Origin of the sequence: Candidatus Zymogenus saltonus (assembly GCA_016929395.1) — a bacterium.
In the GTDB taxonomy this organism is placed as follows: Bacteria; Desulfobacterota; Zymogenia; order Zymogenales; family Zymogenaceae; genus Zymogenus; species Zymogenus saltonus.
This window is the reverse complement of record JAFGIX010000028.1, coordinates 35,373-54,142: the sequence shown is the minus strand read 5'-3', so window position 1 is coordinate 54,142 and position 18,770 is coordinate 35,373. Positions and strand designations below refer to the sequence as shown.

Below are 18,770 nucleotides of genomic sequence, written 5' to 3'. Positions count from 1 at the left end.
TATAATAACCGTTATAATGATGATATATTCGAAATTGTAGTTTCTTATCTAACTAATTTGGTGGAAAATCGTTTATAATTCCCAAATTTTAAGCAGCTTTTAACGCTTCAATTATAGCAAATATAAAATAGTAAATCACTTTTTTTGCGACCCAAATCTTTATATAAGAGATATCGCTACCAAGTGGCGAATAAAAACTAATAGGAGAATACCATCCCTTAAAATTTAAGCATACTGTCAGAGAATTTATGAATTCTTGATAACGACAAAAAAGGATTGACAACATTCCCGTTAACTGAGATGGTGTAGGTCAAAGTCCAATTGATTGGGGGGGGATTAAAATGTCAAGGTCTATATTTTTAACGCCCCAAAAATCGGAGAAGCTCCACGAGGCCTCGATAAGGGTCCTCGTGCGGACCGGCGTAAAGCTTGACCACGAGGAGTCTGTGGACCTCTTTTTGAGCGCAGGCGCGACAATGGACGACGAGAAGAAAGTCCTTATACCGAGAAAGCTGGTGGACGAGACGATCGAGAAAGTCAAGATCGTAAGGGTGGGGAATGGGGGGAGGGGGGGCTTCTTGCTCTACGACAGGGACGGCGAAAACCCGATCAATATCGAGATGGGCAAAACTTGCCTGCGCAGTCCGTCCGCCCTAAAGGCGCGTGAGAAGATTATTGAATCGTATGAATGGATACTTTTTGTGGGGGGGAAGGCGGCCGTGCGCTTTGAGATATAAGCAGATACTGCTCGACGATAGATACCCTAACATAACGTCGCTCTTCAAAGGCACGGCCGCAAACTAATTATCAAAGAGATGTCCGATGATGCGATCTATCTTTCAAAGGCCTTTCCGGAGATTGCCAACGGTTGCAACGACAAAAACAGCTATGCTCTCAATCATTGGACGTCTCCTATCCAACCCCGATGCCGAACAAAATTCCGAACTGGTAGACGATCACGGTCACAAGATAGGCGAGAACCGTCAATGCGGCGAGCTGGAACAGGGCCCACTTCCAGGAGTTGGCCTCCCTTTTGGTGATGGCGATCGTGGCCATGCAAGGCGCGCTGACGAGGCAAAACAGCATGATGCAGAAACCGATCAGTGGATTGTAGTTGCCCTGCAGTTTTTCCCTCAGCGTTTCGGATTCCTCATCCGCCTCCCCTATCGAATAGACGATCCCCATCTGGGCCACGAAGACCTCCTTTGCGGCGAAGGCGCCGATAAGGGCCGTTCCGATCTTCCAGTCAAAGCCCATAGGCTTCAGGAAAGGCTCCATGCCGTGTCCTATTCGGCCCGCGATGCTGTAGCGCAGCGAGGTCTCCGCCTCCTCGTTGTCGATTGTCCTCAGAAGCTCAGACTTCTCCTCTTCGGTCGCATCTCCTGCCTCGACCGCGAGGCGCTCCTCCTCGAAGCGGGCTACTCCACTCTCATTGAGTCCTGGAAACGTGGTCATGGCCCAGAGGATTATCGAGATGCCGAGGATTATGGTGCCCGCCTTTTTCAGGTAGAGCCAGGCCCTCTCCCACATGTGAATCAGAACGCCCTTTATCGTGGGCATCCGGTAGGGCGGGAGCTCCATCACGAACGGCGCCGATTCCCCCTTAAATAGCGTGCTCCTGAGTATCTTCGCGCTGACGATTGCCAAAAGGACGCCTGTGACGTAGATGATCCAGAGCATCGGGGCGTGCCAGACCTGCGGGAAGAAGGCGGGGATGATAAGGGCGTAGATCGGAAGCCTTGCGCCGCAGCTCATCAGGGGGGCCACGAGCATCGTGGTCAGCCGGTCGCGGCGGTTCTCTATGGTCCGGGTCGCCATTATCGCCGGAATCGTACATCCGAATCCGATGAGAAGCGGGATGAAGCTTTTGCCGTGAAGCCCGATCTTGTTCATCAGCCGGTCCATGATGAACGCGGCCCTGGCCATGTAGCCGGAGTCCTCTAATATCGCTATAGCCAGAAAGAGAAGCAGGATATTCGGGAGAAAGACCAGCACGCCGCCGACGCCCCCGATGATCCCGTCCACGAGAAGCGATTTCAAGACGCTCTCGGAGCCCGCCGGCCACCATCCCACGACCACATCGGAAAGCCAGCCGAAAAATCCATCGATCCAACCCATGAAGGGATCACCGAGGGTAAAGGTGAGCTGAAAGACGAGATACATCAGGCCAAAAAATATCGGAATCCCGAGGAGTCGGTTTACCACGACCGTGTCTATCCTGTCCGACATCGTGTGGCGGATCTCGATGGTGGAGCGCACCGCCTCCTGGCACGCGCCGGAGATGAACCCGTACCTGCTCCCCGCGATGTCGGTCTCGGGGTGATCCCCGATGAATTTCTTGATTCGAGAGACGCTCTTGTCTACCTGGTCGAGGACTTCCTTCGAGTCGATAATCGATCGCACGTCCCCGTCGTTCTCGAGGAGCTTGATGGCCAGCCAGCGGGCATTGTATCCTTCCGGCCGCGTGCCGTTAACCTTGATCATCGAAACCAACTGGCCTATCTCCTTTTCGATTTCACGGCCGTAGTCGAGCTTAAACTCACCTGTCTCTTTATCGGGGGAATCCGCCCTCTTGACAATTGCGTCGAGAAGCTCCTTCATTCCCTTTCCCTTGTGTCCAACGGTGTTGACGATCTGAAGCCCGAGGAGACCGGAGAGCTTTTCGACGTCGATCTCGTGCCCGCGGGCTCTGGCCTGGTCGCTCATGTTAAAGGCGAGGACCAGGGGCGCCCCCAGCTCCATCAGCTGCACAGCCAGGTAGAGGTTTCTCTCGAGGTTAGACGAGTCGACCACGTCCACGATGACGTCCGGCTTCTCGTGGATGATGTAGTTTCTGGCCACCAGCTCGTCGGCGGAATACGCGGTCAGGCTGTATGTCCCGGGCAGGTCGACTATCTGCATCTCCACATCTCCGTAACGACGAGAGCCGTCCTTGCTCTCCACGGTAACGCCGGGGTAGTTGCCGACATGCTGCCGGGCCCCGGTAAGGTTGTTGAATATGGTGGTCTTGCCGGAATTCGGGTTTCCGACAAGGGCTACCGTGATTTTTCGTTTCATGATTCTTTTATCCTCCTGTAATTAAAGGATCAATATTTTAGCAAAAAGTTTAGTAAGAGCAAAAATTATTAGGCATAACTAAACTTTCTTGCAAAAAAAACGCCCCATAGACTGTGAAGAGATCCATAAGGCTCCCCTGTATTCGCGACCGAAACCGGCCCCGTGACTTTGATCTTTATCCATTGGTTCGCCGCCCTCCGGCCGTATGAAATGCTACAGGCTCTCAACTTCGATGTCCTCCACCTCGTCCTTGCGAAGCGAGAGATGGTAGCCCCTGACCTTGATATCGATCGGATCGCCCAGGGGGGCCACCCTCTCTATCTCGATCACAGCCCCGGGAGTAACCCCCATCTCCACAATCCGCTTATTCGCCTCATGGTCGGACTTTACGCTCAACACCTTGCACTTTTGGCCCGGCTGCAGATCTCTCAGACTTATCTTTTCCATAGTTTTTGCACCTCCTTTTAAATTTCTTTTCTTGACTTCGTTCAATGTGCGCTCAATGCACTCGTCACAGTTATCCTGGATACGGCCGTAGTCACAGCTGTACCCGTATCCGGTAATCCATTTTGAGCCGGCCCTCGGGCAGAGCTCGATAAAATCGGCAAACTGGATGAACCGCTCCAGTATGATCTTCGGGATCGAGTGCTCCATCTGACAGGCCGCCTTGTCGGCGTTTTTTTCGTCCACAGCCAGGACATTTACGAAGAAATCGCGCAGCACCTCGTGGCGACGGATCACGTCCTTTGCGGCAACTCTCCCCTCCCTGGTAAGGGTGATGACGTCATAGGGAGCGTAGTTTATCAGCTTCTTTTCGGCCAGCGACCGAAGCGCCCCCGTCACCGATGCGTTGGTGACCTTGAGCCGCTTTGCGATCTCCTTGGGCCTCACCGCCTGTTTTTCTTTCATGATATGGAAGATGGCCTCGAGGTAATCTTCCATGCTGGCCGTCAACGTTCCCGAATACATACTATTTCCTCGAATGTTTCATAAATTTAGTAATACCTAAATATATATGGCATGCCTAATATTTTGTCAAGCTTTTTTTGCAAAAAAATAGATTTTTTCCCGATGGTCTGGAGGTTTCACATCAGAAACCGGGGGAAAAGAATCTAAAACTAACGTGTCGGCCGTGAAAAGGAGCCGCGAGAGGCCAAAATTGCGGGCAGAAAGGGAAATCCGCGTAGATCGAGTCAGGTAAAACAGGATGCAACCCTTGCTGACTTCAGGGCATCAAGGGTTTTTTGGATAAGAGAAATATCAAGCACTTTAGGAAATGGCCGGCGGTACGTTGAATTTTTAAGCGCAAACATGCTAAAGCAAATTGACAAGTCTTGTCCAAAGGGGGTAAACTATGCCATCTTGTGCCTGTGGCTTCCCTGGGCTTAATAAAATCAGGAGGTGAATAGACATATGTTTTCAAAAGAATGGTTTTTATATGTTTTCGGGCGATGGCTTATTGTGTCCGGAATTGCGGGGGCGTTGGTGCAGTACCTCTTCTCCGACCTTCTCGGCATCCATACCATCCCGGCGTTCCTTTTGAACCAATTTTGCCTGGCCTGTGTATTCTGGTACGTGGACAAATTAATCTTCAAGAGGCATCTAAGCAAGGGGCTTTCCGATTTCTTCCACTTCCCGAGGATAAAGACGGCCTACGGAATAAGGGAACAGTTTGACAAGGTCGATCAGGAGTTTAACGGTTTGAGGACGAATATAAAGGGAAACGAAGAAAAGCCCGAGATGTGGCTCAACGAGTTTGTGGATTTTGAGCACTCCGTCGAGATGATGGAGAGAATCTTAAGGGAGAGGAAGATCGATGTTGACAGGGAGTATGAAAAGGTCAGGAGGGAGAATCTTGAAAAGGGGTATTACCAGATCGAGGAGGCAAAGAAAAAGGCCGGCAAAAAGAGGGACTTCAGGTTCTTGGATGTCTTGAAGAAGGAGGTCCTCCTTGCCGACGGCGCAATGGGGACATACATACGGAGCAAGGTTGCCGACAACGCAGTCTGTATAGAATCCCTGAACCTGACCGACCCCGAAACGGTGGAGAAGGTGCACAGGGAGTATATAGAGGCTGGTGCTAAGATCATAGAGACAAACAGCTTTGCCGCAAACAGGTACCAGCTCGCCAGATACGGCCTGGACAAGGAGGTGAGGAAGATAAACCTTGCGGCGGCCGAGATCGCCAAGAGGGCCGCCGCCGCGTCCGGGGTTTTCGTGGCGGGGGCGGTGGGTCCACTGGGGGAGCTGATAAGCCCCTACGGCAGGCTTTCCTTAGTCGAGGCACACAACGCCTTTCGCGATCAAATCCAGGCCTTGATTGACGGCGGCGTCGATGTCGTGATGCTGGAGACCATGTCGAGCGTCCTGGAGGCGAAGGAGGCGGTTCTCGTTTGCAAGGAGATGACGGATATACCGATAGTCTGTCAGCTTACATTTACCGAGGAGGGGGTGACCGTTTACGGAGACGAGCTTGCCGGGGCGTTCGTGGAGCTGGAGAGGCTCGGCGCGGACGTCGTCGGCCTGAACTGCTTTCTCGGACCGCAAAAAATGTTAGAGCTTCTGAAGTCCCTTCCCGCTTCGTTTGCAGGGATGATCTCGGTTCAGCCGAACGCCGGTCTTCCGCGGTATAAGGACGGCACCAGCGAGATTTCGGAGAGTCCGGAATATTTCAGAGAGTACGCCCGGCAGTTCAGGGATCTTGGGGTGAATATAGTGGGCGGCTGCTGCGGCACCACCCCGGCCCACATAAAAAAGATGGCCGAGGTCGTGTCCGGCCCCCCCGTAAAGAGGGGCGGGTTGTAAAGCCTTTGACGGTGCCGGGCCGCCCTTCGTGATTCGCGCCATGTTATTGTTGGTGGGAAGAAAAGGGGAGGGGGGAATAAATTCCACCCTTGAAATCGTTGGTGGAGCTTGAACGGGATTGCTGCCTGTGATCTCGTGGTTTCTAAAAAGCCAAATCTTGACGGGCAAGCATCATCATTAATTTATCACACGGCTACTTCCCACCGTATTTCATAACAAAATATCCCTCCCTTCCCGCAAGTGACGTCTTCAGCACGTCGGGGCCGAACGTTATGTCCCCGAAAGCGCCGTGGTGGGCGGGGATGTAATTATTGTTGCAGCCAACGCACGGCACAGGAGGCGCGACCTCGAAGAGGGGACGCTCGGGGCGAAACTTGTTTATGTCATGGACGGAGCCACCGAAAAACGAAAATGTTTTGCCTAGACTCGGAAGGGGGTAATAGGCCTTCGTCGGCTTGCCTTTATCGAAAAGCATGGTGTCAAAAGGGCCGGTGAATGGGGCGGGGTAAAAAGCGATGAGTTCACCGTTCGGACCGATCCCTTCAACGTCATAACCGCCAAGGTCAATCTCTTTTGCCGTCGAGCCCGAGACCACAAGGTCGAAGCTCCGAGGAGAGTCATTGGGCCTGTAGCCGTCTATGCGGATATGCAGGAAGTCATGATTGCCGCGCGTCCTGATCTCGGAGTAGATCGCCTTCGTGACCGAGTCGAAAAACTCGGGCGAAATGTCGCCGAGCTCAAATCTATCGCTTGCAACCTTGCCGTCGGGGAAAATGGAAAAGACCGATAGCGACGCGTCGTCGAGTACCGTTAAGAAAAGGCGATCGCCGGCCGCTCCTTCGGATGTGGCGACAACTCTTCCATCCCATTTATCTTTATTCCAGGAGAAGACGACGGGGGCTTTGGATACGGCGTTTGCCGTCGGAGGTCTTCCCGATAGATCAACATATATTATTTTACACTCATTCAGTATCTGCCCCTCCATTACGCCGGTTGCAATGAAGGCGCCGGAGTCGATCGGAAATATCCTCTGAATTTCGTATCCTCCTTCGTTGTCCGATGGATTCAATGGATTTGATTTAAGATACTCATACAATGCCAGTTTCAGCTGGTCGGTGGTTTTGACAATTCGATCCGCATCGTGAAATGGATCGAAGGATATCGCGGGAGTTTTGGTCACATGGACGATGATCTCTTTTTGTCCGAACGGGGTGTAAAGGAGCAGGGTGTGATCGCCCTCGGAGAGGGTGAGCCTGAAGAGGTGGTGGTTGCCCCCGCTCGAGACGGCGTAGGGAGTTCCGTCTACAAAAAGCTCGGCAGACGAGGAAGACATGTGGACGTATGATTTTGGGGAGATGAGGAACAGGAGCGGATTGACCTCCAGTCCTAAGGACCATTTCGCCGCCACGCCGAGAATCGAAAAATCCGTCGGCACGACCATATCCGGTCCCGGATAGACGATCTCCACACAGCTTCCGGGAAGAATGGGGCGCGCGCAGCCGACGGCGGCGAGTATAATTATGATGAAAAATAATATACAGAGTGAGATGACAATGATTTTTTTCATATCGTGATTCCTTATATTAAGTGAAATTATACCAAAAATATCCTGAATGATGTAAACAGTCAATTAAAAAAATGAATCGCGAGGTGATTAGGGATTTTTAAAAATGTCCAAAATTTTATGCCGTATTTTAATGCTGTAAGGTCACGGACACAAAAGTGGCCACAAGCCAAAGCTCGTAATCCCTGATAACCATTGGTGGAGCTTAAGCGGGATCGATACACGTGACCTCACGACCGCCGGTCATGTGCAGGGGTGTCAGCCTAAGTTATTTAAATAACGCTAAAAATAGGCTAACCCCCCTGTCTTTATTCAGAATAAACGTTTCGATTTGTATCGGTTTGTTTTGCTCTATTTTGCTTTATTTTGAAGTGCTCCGGTCACATTTTGGTCACACACGGAAAAAAAACATAAAATACAACATGGTTCAATCTGATGATATTATCAAGGCACAGCGCTCCGAATGCCGGGATTTCGTTTTTTAGCGCTTTTCATAAAGGCAATGGGGCTAATCCGGCTTATTATTGTCAATGAACAATTTTAGTATCTAAAATCGGTCGAGTTGCTCTTTTTTGGTGGTTGTTATTCTTTTTCAGCCAGGCAATAGAGTTCTTCGGCGATCCGATCGGTACATTTCCCATCCAAGAGGATCCATCTCCTCTCGTCTTCTTTTTTCATTTTTATCCGTTTCCCGACTCCGGAATTTAGATGGTGGAGGGTGGCGGCAAGTTTGTCTATTTCTCGAACGATTTTCACGCCCGGCAGATTATCGTATATATCGTATCCGAGGCTGTAAAAATCCACAACCACCGTGGGCGTTCCGATACCCACGGCATACATAACGGTGGTGGAAAAAGTCGCCACGAAGACGTCCGCAATGGGCAAAAGCTCGTATATGCGTCTTCCGGCTATAGTCGCCCGATACTTTTCGGACAATTTTCTATAATCTTCGAGATTGCTTCTGGGATGAAGCGAGAGGACAACCGACATGTTGGAAAACTTCATAAACGTAGAGAGCAGAAACTCTATCTCCTTCCAGTGCTTTTCCCAGCTCATAATCTCATGCTCCGCCAGCTGAGGGACGGCACAAAGCAGGACTTTATCTCTCTCCGAGAGTCCCAACTCCCGAAGAATTACCTCCCTCTTATCCTTTTGTGAAGCACAATATACAGCGTCCATCGAGGGTTTTCCCGTTAATACCATCTTTTTCTCGGGCACTCCCTGTTTTTTGAACAGGTCATAAACAAAGCCATTTTCCACGGCGACAAGCGTTGCCTCGCCACCGCAGATAGACCAGGGTTGATCGGGAAAGACTCCCACAATTCGACTAGCGAGCGCCCAGGAAACCGGATGGGCCAGCATTTTTTCCCCCTCGTATTCATACACCCAGGTGGGGAAAAACCTGGAGGCCAGACGGTTCTTTATCGATTTCAAGGAATAGTTTCTTTTGTAATCCTTTTTCAGCAGACGTATCTTGGCGGTGCCCATAGGTGTAATCAACGAGAAGGGAACGATCAGGCTTGGGATGTTATATCTATTGGCCACCTTGATGAATGGCGGCTCTACGCCGGGGAGGGTATCGCTGATAACAACAAGGCCGAAGATCCTTTTTTGTCTGTATAAGAGGTGTGCCTCAAGGATTCGATAAATATATTTAAGGGTTTCCCATAAGATTTCCGGCATGAAAAAACGAAAAAAACTCTTCATCCTCTTCTTAAATTGCCCGCTTTTCCCTTGCGGCGAGGACTCCATTTTTGAGGTATCTTCAGCCTTTTTTTCGTGCCTTTTTTTTTCGTTCTTGAAGCGAAACCTAAAAAAGTCCCACAGGCTGTATACCTCCATCCCGCTTTCTTTTACCATCGCGGCATCATCCCGGGAAAAGGCGCTTGATCGCAACAGGAAGAGAGGGGCATAAATACCATCTTCCACAAGCTTCAAAGCGATCGGCATCATTTCCAGAAGGGATATTCTGTGGAAGGGTATAAAGAGAATGTGGGCTCTCTTTTTCATATCATCTGAATATAGTATTTCTATATTTTTTAACAGACTATGTCGTAAATCGATCTTCTATAAGGGCATAGATCTCTCCGACCACCCGCTCGGTGCATTTTCCGTCGAGGACGAGCCATTGACCGGCTGACTTTTTCTGAGAAGCGGCCAGAGAATCGTAATAGATATCGTCCATAAAAAGCTTTTTGAGGGAAGGTCCCAGTTGATCCCTGCGATTGACTATCATAACGCCGGGGGCCCTGTTATAAATATCGTGATCGAGGCCGTAAAAGTCCACGACCACGGTGGGCTTTGCCATCCCCACAGCAAACATCACAGTCGTGGAATAGGTGGCGACAAAAACGTCAGAGATGGGCAACAGCTCATAAATACGCCTCCTTGCGATAACGGCGCCGTACCGTTCGGCCACGGGCGTGTAGTCGGGTGGATGGCTTCTGGGGTGGAGACTCAGCACCGTGGCGACGTTGGGGAGTTTGGAAAACGTGTAGAGCAGAAATTCGATCTCCCACCAGTGTCTCTCCCAGGAGGTTAGCTCATGCTCGGCGAGTTGTGGGACGGCGCAAAGGAGTATTTTTTTATCGCCGGCAATCCCCAGCTCCCCCCGGATTACGTCCGGGTCTCCTTGTTTTAGCGTTTCATATATATAATCTGAAGAGGGCTTCCCTGTAACAACCATTTTCGATGGGGTGACTCCCTGTTCGATAAGGATGTTTCGGAAAAATTCGTTTTCCACCGCCATCCGGGATGCCCGCCCCCCGCCGATGGTCCAGGGATTTTCAGGCAAAAGGCCCAGTACCCACCCCGAAACGGCCGCCTGAAAGGGAAAAAAGAAAATATCCCTCCCCTCATAGTTATGGATTATCCGGGGGAATAGTATTTTAGAGACTATTTTTTGGAAGGAGCGGCCGACGAAAAACTGTTCAAAATTTTCCTTGATCATCCGGTTCTTGACATCCCCCCGTGGAGAATAGAGGGAAAAGGGAACAATGAACGTAGGGATTCTTCGCTTGTTTGCAAGCTTTACCGCCACCGCCTCCCATCCCAAGACCCTGTCGGAGATCAGCACGACGGCCGCGACATCCTTCTCATTGAACAATTTTTTTATCCTGTTTTGCATCTGCAAAAATTTTTTCGTATTCGCCATTATCCCCCAGATGGTGGTCGGCATGATCTTGTCTCGAATGGCGCGCTTTATGGTAATGTAGAGAGTCTCTTTTATCTGCCGGTACCTGGGCATGGTCGATTCCCTGTCATAGATCTCCATACCCGCCTCGTCAAGCTGCCTAAAATGCTCCTCTTTAAAAAATTGTACCTCCATCGGAAATATCGACCAGCACAGATAGAAGAGGGGCACATAATTGCTGTCGGCGAGAATCTTTTTTGCCGTAGGCATCATCTCCTGAAGGGCAATGGCGTCGAAAGGTATAAAGAGGATATGTTTCTTGGTCATTCTGTTTTTTTGTCTGCTATTTATTGCGGTGATGGGATTGTATCTGATCGATGACCCTTTCGATCTCGGAATCGGTAATCGCCACTGAACAGGGGAGCGTCAGGCCGGTTTTGTAAAGATATTCAGATACCGAACAGTCTGAAGCTGTGGCTCCCCGGTGCGCAGGCGAAAGGTGAATGGGCTGCCAGAGCGGTCGCGTCTGTATGTTCTTTTTTGCCAATCGATTTAGAAGCGTTCTGCTGTCGATTCCGAAGGCGCCTTCGTCGAGGAGGATCGTGTACATCCAGAAGATGCTCCATGCCCAGTCCGCCTCGCCGAGGGGAGTGATCCCGGGGAGATCCTTTAACGCCCCGGTATAAATATCGGCGATATATTTTTTCTTTTCAATATACCGGTCGAGCCGCTCCATCTGGGCGCACCCCAGGGCCGCCTGGATATTGGTGAGCCTGAAATTATAGCCGATCTCGTTGTGGATGTACTCGACCGGGTCGTCTTTCGCCTGGGTGGTCAGGTACTTTGCCCTGCGGGCCAACTTTTCGTTGTCGGTAACGATCATCCCACCCCCGCCTGTGGTGATGATCTTGTTGCCATTGAAGCTGAAGCAGGCTATCTCCCCCAGTGACCCGGTCATCTTCCCCTTGTATTGTGCGCCCAGAGACTCCGTGGCGTCCTCGATCACGATCAGGTTGTACTTTTCGGCAATTTCCAAAATGGGGTCCATATCCACCGGGTGGCCGAGGATATGAACCGGCATTATGGCCCGAACCGTCCTCCCGGTCTCCACGTTTATCAGCGCCCCCTTTCTGTAGGCGCACCTTTTTTCTATGAAGTCGATGACCTTCCGGGTGTCCATCTGCCAGAAGTCCTTTTCGGCGTCGATAAAAACCGGAAAGGCCCCCACGTACCGGACGGCGTTTACGGGGGCTATAAAGGTTAGGGTCGAAACCAGGACCTCGTCATCCGGCACAATACCGGAGACCAGAAGAGATATGTGGAGGGCGGCCGTTCCGTTTACGGTGGCTACGGCGTATTTTCTTTTGACGTATCGCGCCACCGCCTCTTCAAAACGGTCCACAAACGGGCCGACCGACGAGACGAAATTCGTGTCGAGGCACTCCTTCAGGTACTTCCATTCATTCCCGCCCATCTCCGGGATGCACAGCGGGATGAAATCGTCTTTTCCCCTTTTTCTTCCAAATAATCCTTTCATCTCAGTTTCTGTATTCTTCCCTTAGATAATCTTTGATGATATTATCTTTTGCGAGACCGATTATCTCCTCTATGCCGTCTTTTACAGTATGCTCCACGGTGAATCCAAGCCGGTTTTTTATCTTCTCGAAAGAGACCCGGTAATCCCGGGGGTCTTCATCCTTGTGGACATATTCCACAATGGCGTCGGGGGCATATGGAAGTATCAGCTCCACCAGCTGCTGTTTCTGGTAATTTTCCCCGGAGGATCCCACGTTAAATACCTCCCCCTTGACCTTTTCCTCGCCCGATTTTAAGACGGAGAGGATGGCCCGGGCCGCATCCCTGACGTGAATGTAGGGCCGCCAGAATTGTTCCCCGTACACCACGAGGTGTTTTTTGACGTACATTTCCATGGCAAATTCGTTTACGGTGAGATCGAAGCGCATCCTGGGAGAGACGCCGAAAACGGTGGCGAGCCGAAGCAGGACGGGGCAAAAACCGTTAGAATCGGCTGAGTCAAGCAATGCCTTCTCGATGGCGACCTTGGTTTCCGCGTAGAGGGAGACAGGGGAAAGCTCAGAAGTTTCATCAACCAGCCGATTTGGGTCTTTCATCTTGCCGTAGTTGCTGCAGGTTGACGCGAATATAAAGCGGGATATTTCTCCCTCATTTGCGGCATCTATAAGGGAGAGAGAGGCGTCGATATTGATCGCTTTTGCAAGCTCTTTTTTTCGAGCGCAGGCGGGATCGCCCACAATGGCCGCCAGGTGAACAACCGCGTCCATGCCCGAGAGGCCCCGCTCGATGATTTTGCCGTCGCAAATGTCTCCGTAAAGAAATTCAAAACCGGGATGCGACCAGACCCCCAGCAGGGAATCGCCCCCGTGCTGCAGCAGGTCCAGAACCCTCACCCGATGGCCTGAAAAGAGGAGAAGCGGCACCAGCGTCGAGCCGACATAACCCGCCCCTCCGGTAACAAGAATGTTCATCGCCCTTTTTTCTCCTTTTTTATATCCCGTTGCGCCCTTTTGTAGTCATCGGGCTGCCCTATGTCCAGCCAGTACTCCACTATAGGGAAGCTGACGACCGTGTGCTTCTTCTGTATCAATATCTCGATAAGGTCGGTCATGTCGAAATGTTTTCCCCTGGGGATATACTGCACGACCGACGACTGGAGGAGATATATCCCCGCGTTGACGAAGAAGCTGTAGAGGGGCTTTTCCAAAATCTGTTTTATTTTGGGCCCGTCGCATTCCAGAACGCCGTAGGGAACCCGATAATCGTATTTGCTTACCGCCACGGTAAGCTCCGACCTTTGCTCCTTATGAAATCTCAGCATCGACCTAAAGTCTATCTTGGTGAGGATATCGCCGTTGATGATGAGGACCGGCTCATCGGTAGAATCTAAAAAACCCAGTGCCCCGGCGGTGCCCAGAGGCTCCTCCTCCTTTATGTAATCTATCTCGACGCCGAAGTCCTCGCCGCTGCCGAAGTGCTCTTCTATCATATCGCCCTTGTAGTACACGGCAAGGTTGACGCGGTGAATGCCCGAGTTTTTAAGCTGCTCTATTATAAGCTCCAGTATCGGCCGGTCTCCCACGGGGAGCATCGGCTTGGGGACCTTTTCCGTCAACGGGTGAAGCCTTTTCCCGAATCCTCCCGCCATGACGAGGGCGGAGAGGGGAAGCTCGTATTCCTTTACAATATCGGTCAGAAAAGCGATGTCGACGACGTGCCCGTCCTCGTCCAGAAGGGGAACCTGCCGAATTCCGTGGGTATTCATCAGGGCAAGGAGTTCTGATTTTACCGTATCGACCTGTGCGGTAACGGGCTTGGGATATGGGGAGCTTTCCCGCTCCTTCAGGAGCAAAGAGACCGGACTGGAGAGATCATATCCCGAGAGTATAGCCCGGCGAATATCCCCATCGGTGATGGTGCCAATGAGATGGGCGGAGTCGTCTACGATTAAGACAATCCCTTTTGTATTTCTATCTATCTTGGAAATCGCCTCCCGGATGCTTTTTTCGGGAGTGACTAAAAAATCGGTCAGCGTGGACATGCTTGGTTTTGTATACCCTGAAACCTTAAAAATACGATCAAATGAAAAGGATTTTATCCAATGGTATACAATAACATAAATGCCTCTGCATAGTCAACACCGATCGTCGCCCCGCGAAATCTCGCCAGCGCCCGAATGGCTCCCGGGCCCCGGGGAAGGGGGTCTTCTTGTGACTCGGTTTTGTAATACTCCATTATTTCGATCTTTTTGTCGATATACCCGGTAATATCGATAAATACGGTTGGCGAAAACGCCCCTGCGATGACATGGGGGCTTGCTTCGGTGGAGGAGAGGGACTCGAAGGTCAGCACCCTTTTGACGCCGAGATCTTTCAGGCGAAAGGGCTTGAGGACGGAGAGCACCGCCCGAAACACCGCATGATGGTCGGTGTGGATATCGCCCCCGTTGACGACATAGACAACGTCCGGTTTTACCGCGGCGACAACGTCGTCGATCTTTTTGATGATCTCGTCGAAGGGTACGCCGTCCAGGAGCGCCGCAGGAAACTTGAGGGGAAAATACTTTTTTATCCCGTAGGCTTCGGCGACCCTCTCTATCTCCGCGTCCTTTTCTTCGATGACCTTCTCTGACCATTTCGGCTGGTGGGCCCTCGTGACGATTATCCAGTAGAGCTCGTCTCGCTGGGAGCGATGCTTTAGAAGCGTTCCGCCGACACCCAGGGTCTCTTCGTCCGGATGGGCGCAAATTACAAGTACGCGCATATATTATTCCTAATAGGTTATCTTCTTTTCGATAAGCCTCCGGTCGATCTTCGTCTCCGCAAGGACTTTCGCTATCTTTTCACCGGCATGTCCGTCGCCGTAGGGGTTCTCGCAGCGGGAGACCCGGTCGAGAAAGTCCTTGTCGGAAAGGGCCCTGTTGAGGGCCTCCCTTATTTCGGAGAGATCGAAATCGACGAATATGACGTTTTCCGCATGTTCCCGGTTTCTCTGCCGGGCGCCGATATTTATAACCGGAAGCTTCAGGAGGGGCGCCTCGATGATGCCGGCGCTGGAGTTTCCCACCAGTACGTCGGCATGGCGGAGAATGTTGACGAAGATATTCCTCGGGAGCCCTTTATACGGTCTTATGAACGGATGCCGCCGGGCAAAGTCGTTTATGACATCGATGATCCGGTGGCTCCCGGCATCCGAGTTGGGATAGCCGACCAGCGTCGGGATTTCCAGCCCAGAAACCGCCTCCAGTGTTTTTTGCATCTGCATCCCCGCCTCTTCTATCTCGACGCTGATGGAATGCTGGATCACCACAAGAAGCCTGTCGCTCTCGATATCAAATTCAAGATAATCCCCTATCTCTTTTTTCGAGAGGTCTTTCGTGGTCAGGAGGCGGTCGAGGCCCGGCGCCCCCACAACGTTGACCCGCCACTCCTCTTCGCCCATATCGAGTATTTTCTTGGCGCTCCTCTCGGTTGTGGCGAAATGGAGGTGGGAAAGTTTTGTTACCGCGTGTCTTATTGAGTTGTCGATATTCCCGTCGTCGGCATGATCGCCCCCGCCGATGTGGGCGACGGGAATGCTCATGTAGGCCGCCGTAGTCGCCACGGCCAGGGCGTCTTCCCTGTCCCCCATGGCGATGACGATGTCGGGCCTTGCCCGGTCAAGAACGTCCACAAGGCCCATGATCTCGATGGCAAGGGACTTCACCCTGCCCGCCGCGCTGTCGGAATTGAGGAGCGTTTCAAATCGCCCCACCACCTCGAATCCATCCAACTCGACCAGGTCGGCGGTGTTTCCGTATAGCTCGGAGAGGTGCGCCCCCGTAACGACCAGGTTTGTTTCGGTCTCGGGACGTTCGTCTACGGCCCGCATGACGGAATAGAGGATGTCGTATTCCGAGCGGATGGCCGTGACGAACAGCACCCTCCTCTTTTTTTTCGCCCTTTCAGTAGACATCGGAATCACCCATGGTTATGTACCAGTTCCTGTAATCGTAGATATCCTTCGTATCGCAGACGGGGAGAAGCAGCCTTCCGCCCAGATAGGTAATCGGCCCGCCGTTTACAAATCCGTACTTTTCCAGCTCCCGGTGGAGGGGGAGATTGACGTTGAGCCAGGTGTTTATTTTCTTTGCATTTTTCGACCCCGCCCACCCGACGACGGCGAAGACGAGCTCCATTCCCACATCGTCATCCTCGCAGAGGATATCGACGAGGTCAACGCAGTCGGAGAAGACCTTCGAGACCGCGTATCCCCTGAGCGTCTCCTTTTCGTAACAGCCGAAGACGGTGTAGTCGTTTACCGGATTTCTTGAGAATCGCCAATCAAGGGCGGTTTTGTCCCTCTTTGCGATGACGGCATGTCCGCCTTTGACCCGCTCCCACAGGGCGTCAAACCCCTCGTCGAAACCGTTGAGCCGCCTTACGGCGTCGGACGGCTCCGGAACCGGCCTTTTATCCGCCAGGTCTTTCTGAAAGGTCGGCACTTCATAGATATCGACCCACGACAGTTCCCGCACCCGGGATCGATGTATAAGGCTGTTCGGAAAGCCCCATGCCATCACCATCTCCTTTTTCGCCATCCGGCCGTAGAGATCGTCGGCGAGGGCGGAGAAGAGCCCTTGTCCCCGATAGGCGGGGTGGGTCATGGTGGTCAGGGAAAGCCCCGTGAGATACTCCTTCCCGAAGAGCGAGATCTTAACCGGAGACACCGGATAGTGGCTGGCGAGAAGATCGCCGTCCCATGCCAGGTTTATCATGATCTCGCCGACGGGATTTTCCACAAATCGCCAGCGCCAGTATTCCGGGGCCATCTCCTTGCCGAAGGCCTCTCTGAAAAGGGAGAGGATATTCTTTTCGTCTCCCGGACGGTACGGCAGAACGTCCACTCTCTTTTCCGGCTTTTTTCCTTTTTCGTCCACGTTTAGTATATCATATCCTTCGTTATAATCTCTCCCGATTCTATGTCATGCCTTGCCTTCTTTCCGATCACCCACGGAAGGTGTTTGGGAGAGATCCCGCCGGCGGGGCGAAGCGCCGTCAGCATACCCTGGGTTATGGGCGTCCCTTCCTTGATCTTCACGGCGGCGGCGACGCTTCGCCGTCCCACGATGCGGTTTTTCTCCTCGCTTTCCCTCGGCTCCTTTACGCCGTCCCCTATCGCGCCCTCGACGCCCCTGATTTCATCCACCATCGCCTTGAGTTCCCTGGGCTCAAGCGACGCCGTGTGGTCGGGGCCGGGCATGGTCTTGTCGAGGGTGAAATGCTTTTCGACGATGCACGCGCCGAGGGCGACGGCGGCGATCGTAACCGCCGTTCCCAGGGTGTGGTCAGAGTATCCGATCGGAACCGAAAAGGCCCGCTTCATCGTCTGGATAGCGGCGAGGTTGGAGTCTTCCGGGTCCGCAGGATAGTCCGTAACGCAGTGAAGGAGTGAAACCTCCCTTGTCCCGGCCCCCATGATTGTCCTCAACGCCTCCTCGACCTCACCCAGATACGACATCCCAGTGGAGAGGATTACCGGCTTTCCCTTTTTTGCGATATATTCAAGAAAGGGGAGGTTGGTGATCTCCCCAGACGCGACCTTGAAGGCGGGAACGCCGATCTCGTCAAGAAAATCTACGCTCGGCTCATCGAAGGGGGAGGATAAAAAGATTATCCCCTTCCCGTCGCAGAGGGCCTTGAGTTCCCGAAAATTGTCGAAGGAGAGCTCCAGCCGGCGGGCCATCTCCAGCTGCGTCTCGTTCGGGTCGGTGGCCTTCTTCTGGTAATCCGCCTTGGGCGCGCTCTTGCTTATGACCCGCTCCGCCTTGAAGGTCTGAAACTTCACGGCGTCGGCCCCCGCATCGAGGGCGGCGTCAATGAGCATCTCTGCCAGCGCCATCTCGCCGTTGTGGTTGACGCCGGCCTCCGCAATGATGAAGCACCGGTTTTTGTGCCCTATCTTTCTCCCACCGATTACTATCTCATTTATTTTCATGGGCGTTTCTCAAAACAAGATCGGCGATATATATGTCCCATGGCGTATCGATGTCCAGCGACCGATCCTGGGGCATTATGTATGGATATGTATTGTCGGTAAACCACGTCGCTTTTTCGAGCAGGGCCTTTTTTTTACCAAGGTAGATCGCCCCGTTGATACTGTACGCCGGAGGAAGTCCCTGACGGCATGAAATGATCTCCTTTGATGAAACGAAATCGCCAAGCCTTCCATTTTGGTCGATCGTCTTTGTCCAGTAGGGATGGTGTTTCGTCTCCGTGACGCTGACCACAAAGTCGGCTCCTTTTTCTCTCATGATGCTTACCGAACGGTCTATGTCTTTCGTGCTCCTCAGGGGGGACGTTGGCTGGAGTGCCATGACGGAGGCCGGGTCGTACCCCTCGTTTTCCTCCAGCCAGCGGACGGCATGGATGATTGGATCGATTCCCGGGGTGTCGTCCCTGGCCAGCGCCTCCGGGCGAAGAAAGGGAACCTCCGCCCCGTATTCCTTGGAGATCTCAGCGATCGCCGGATCGTCCGTCGTAACGACAACCCGGTTAAGCGCCCCGCTCTTTAGGGCCGCCTGGATTGTCCACGCCACGAGGGGCTTTCCTGCAACAGCCGATATGTTCTTTTTCAAGACCCCCCTGGAGCCGCCCCGGGCGGGGATAACGGCAAAGACGGTTTTTCCGGTCATTG

The 18,770-nt window shown here is 52.4% G+C and carries 15 protein-coding genes; 2 read left to right on the top strand and 13 right to left on the bottom strand.

Annotation, left to right across the window (positions count from 1 at the left end; all coding sequences use genetic code 11):
* Nucleotides 1–341 precede the first annotated feature (341 nt).
* Nucleotides 342–737, top strand: a complete 396-nt coding sequence (locus tag JW984_06305; GenBank protein ID MBN1572794.1) for a trimethylamine methyltransferase family protein — start codon at nt 342–344, stop codon at nt 735–737.
* A 175-nt stretch (nt 738–912) separates the two neighbouring features.
* On the opposite strand, the gene feoB is transcribed toward JW984_06305, so the two are convergent.
* Complete coding sequence (gene feoB / locus JW984_06300) at nt 913–3,057, bottom strand: ferrous iron transport protein B (GenBank protein MBN1572793.1); 2,145 nt, start codon at nt 3,055–3,057, stop codon at nt 913–915.
* 213 nt (nt 3,058–3,270) lie between these two features.
* A complete protein-coding gene (locus tag JW984_06295) occupies nt 3,271–4,026 on the bottom strand; it encodes a DtxR family transcriptional regulator (GenBank protein MBN1572792.1) in 756 nt (251 codons plus the stop codon).
* Nucleotides 4,027–4,470: 444 nt separating this feature from the next.
* Here JW984_06295 and JW984_06290 point away from each other — a divergent pair, with 444 nt between their 5' ends.
* Nucleotides 4,471–5,862, top strand: coding sequence for a homocysteine S-methyltransferase family protein (locus JW984_06290; GenBank protein ID MBN1572791.1), 1,392 nt, complete (start codon nt 4,471–4,473; stop codon nt 5,860–5,862).
* Nucleotides 5,863–6,055: 193 nt separating this feature from the next.
* Here the strand turns inward: JW984_06290 and JW984_06285 are convergent, their stop codons facing one another.
* The 11 genes from JW984_06285 to JW984_06235 form a co-directional block, all read right to left on the bottom strand.
* Entirely contained in the window at nt 6,056–7,429 is a 1,374-nt protein-coding gene (locus JW984_06285; GenBank protein ID MBN1572790.1) for a hypothetical protein, read from the bottom strand.
* Nucleotides 7,430–8,008: 579 nt separating this feature from the next.
* Nucleotides 8,009–9,436 (bottom strand): CDP-glycerol glycerophosphotransferase family protein, encoded by a 1,428-nt coding sequence (locus tag JW984_06280; protein MBN1572789.1) that lies wholly within the window; start codon nt 9,434–9,436, stop codon nt 8,009–8,011.
* 37 nt (nt 9,437–9,473) lie between these two features.
* Entirely contained in the window at nt 9,474–10,886 is a 1,413-nt protein-coding gene (locus JW984_06275) for a CDP-glycerol glycerophosphotransferase family protein (protein MBN1572788.1), read from the bottom strand.
* A 16-nt stretch (nt 10,887–10,902) separates the two neighbouring features.
* The gene (locus JW984_06270; GenBank protein ID MBN1572787.1) at nt 10,903–12,096 is read right to left on the bottom strand and encodes a LegC family aminotransferase; all 1,194 of its coding nucleotides are present in this window, start codon (nt 12,094–12,096) and stop codon (nt 10,903–10,905) included.
* A gap of 1 nt (nt 12,097) precedes the next feature.
* Nucleotides 12,098–13,066, bottom strand: coding sequence for an NAD(P)-dependent oxidoreductase (locus JW984_06265; GenBank protein MBN1572786.1), 969 nt, complete (start codon nt 13,064–13,066; stop codon nt 12,098–12,100).
* Nucleotides 13,063–14,136 (bottom strand): nucleotidyltransferase family protein, encoded by a 1,074-nt coding sequence (locus tag JW984_06260; protein MBN1572785.1) that lies wholly within the window; start codon nt 14,134–14,136, stop codon nt 13,063–13,065. The genes JW984_06265 and JW984_06260 overlap by 4 nt, the downstream gene beginning before the upstream one ends.
* A gap of 53 nt (nt 14,137–14,189) precedes the next feature.
* The gene (locus tag JW984_06255; GenBank protein MBN1572784.1) at nt 14,190–14,858 is read right to left on the bottom strand and encodes a PIG-L family deacetylase; all 669 of its coding nucleotides are present in this window, start codon (nt 14,856–14,858) and stop codon (nt 14,190–14,192) included.
* A gap of 9 nt (nt 14,859–14,867) precedes the next feature.
* Entirely contained in the window at nt 14,868–16,049 is a 1,182-nt protein-coding gene (gene neuC / locus JW984_06250) for a UDP-N-acetylglucosamine 2-epimerase (hydrolyzing) (protein MBN1572783.1), read from the bottom strand.
* Entirely contained in the window at nt 16,039–17,013 is a 975-nt protein-coding gene (locus JW984_06245) for a GNAT family N-acetyltransferase (GenBank protein ID MBN1572782.1), read from the bottom strand. Before JW984_06245 ends, neuC begins: the two co-directional genes overlap by 11 nt.
* Before the next feature lie 2 nt (nt 17,014–17,015).
* The gene (neuB, locus tag JW984_06240; GenBank protein ID MBN1572781.1) at nt 17,016–18,071 is read right to left on the bottom strand and encodes an N-acetylneuraminate synthase; all 1,056 of its coding nucleotides are present in this window, start codon (nt 18,069–18,071) and stop codon (nt 17,016–17,018) included.
* A complete protein-coding gene (locus JW984_06235; GenBank protein MBN1572780.1) occupies nt 18,058–18,768 on the bottom strand; it encodes an acylneuraminate cytidylyltransferase family protein in 711 nt (236 codons plus the stop codon). Before JW984_06235 ends, neuB begins: the two co-directional genes overlap by 14 nt.
* Nucleotides 18,769–18,770 lie beyond the last annotated feature (2 nt).

Excerpts from the sequence above, each read along its gene's own strand:
- JW984_06235 (MBN1572780.1), bottom strand. The coding sequence starts at position 18,768 with ATGACCGGAAAAACCGTCTTTGCCGTTATCCCCGCCCGGGGCGGCTCC.
- neuC (MBN1572783.1), bottom strand. The coding sequence starts at position 16,049 with ATGTCTACTGAAAGGGCGAAAAAAAAGAGGAGGGTGCTGTTCGTCACG.
- JW984_06280 (MBN1572789.1), bottom strand. The coding sequence starts at position 9,436 with ATGAAAAAGAGAGCCCACATTCTCTTTATACCCTTCCACAGAATATCC.
- JW984_06285 (MBN1572790.1), bottom strand. The coding sequence starts at position 7,429 with ATGAAAAAAATCATTGTCATCTCACTCTGTATATTATTTTTCATCATA.
- JW984_06265 (MBN1572786.1), bottom strand. The coding sequence starts at position 13,066 with ATGAACATTCTTGTTACCGGAGGGGCGGGTTATGTCGGCTCGACGCTG.
- JW984_06260 (MBN1572785.1), bottom strand. The coding sequence starts at position 14,136 with ATGTCCACGCTGACCGATTTTTTAGTCACTCCCGAAAAAAGCATCCGG.
- JW984_06270 (MBN1572787.1), bottom strand. The coding sequence starts at position 12,096 with ATGAAAGGATTATTTGGAAGAAAAAGGGGAAAAGACGATTTCATCCCG.
- JW984_06275 (MBN1572788.1), bottom strand. The coding sequence starts at position 10,886 with ATGACCAAGAAACATATCCTCTTTATACCTTTCGACGCCATTGCCCTT.
- neuB (MBN1572781.1), bottom strand. The coding sequence starts at position 18,071 with ATGAAAATAAATGAGATAGTAATCGGTGGGAGAAAGATAGGGCACAAA.
- JW984_06295 (MBN1572792.1), bottom strand. The coding sequence starts at position 4,026 with ATGTATTCGGGAACGTTGACGGCCAGCATGGAAGATTACCTCGAGGCC.
- feoB (MBN1572793.1), bottom strand. The coding sequence starts at position 3,057 with ATGAAACGAAAAATCACGGTAGCCCTTGTCGGAAACCCGAATTCCGGC.
- JW984_06255 (MBN1572784.1), bottom strand. The coding sequence starts at position 14,858 with ATGCGCGTACTTGTAATTTGCGCCCATCCGGACGAAGAGACCCTGGGT.
- JW984_06290 (MBN1572791.1), top strand. The coding sequence starts at position 4,471 with ATGTTTTCAAAAGAATGGTTTTTATATGTTTTCGGGCGATGGCTTATT.
- JW984_06305 (MBN1572794.1), top strand. The coding sequence starts at position 342 with ATGTCAAGGTCTATATTTTTAACGCCCCAAAAATCGGAGAAGCTCCAC.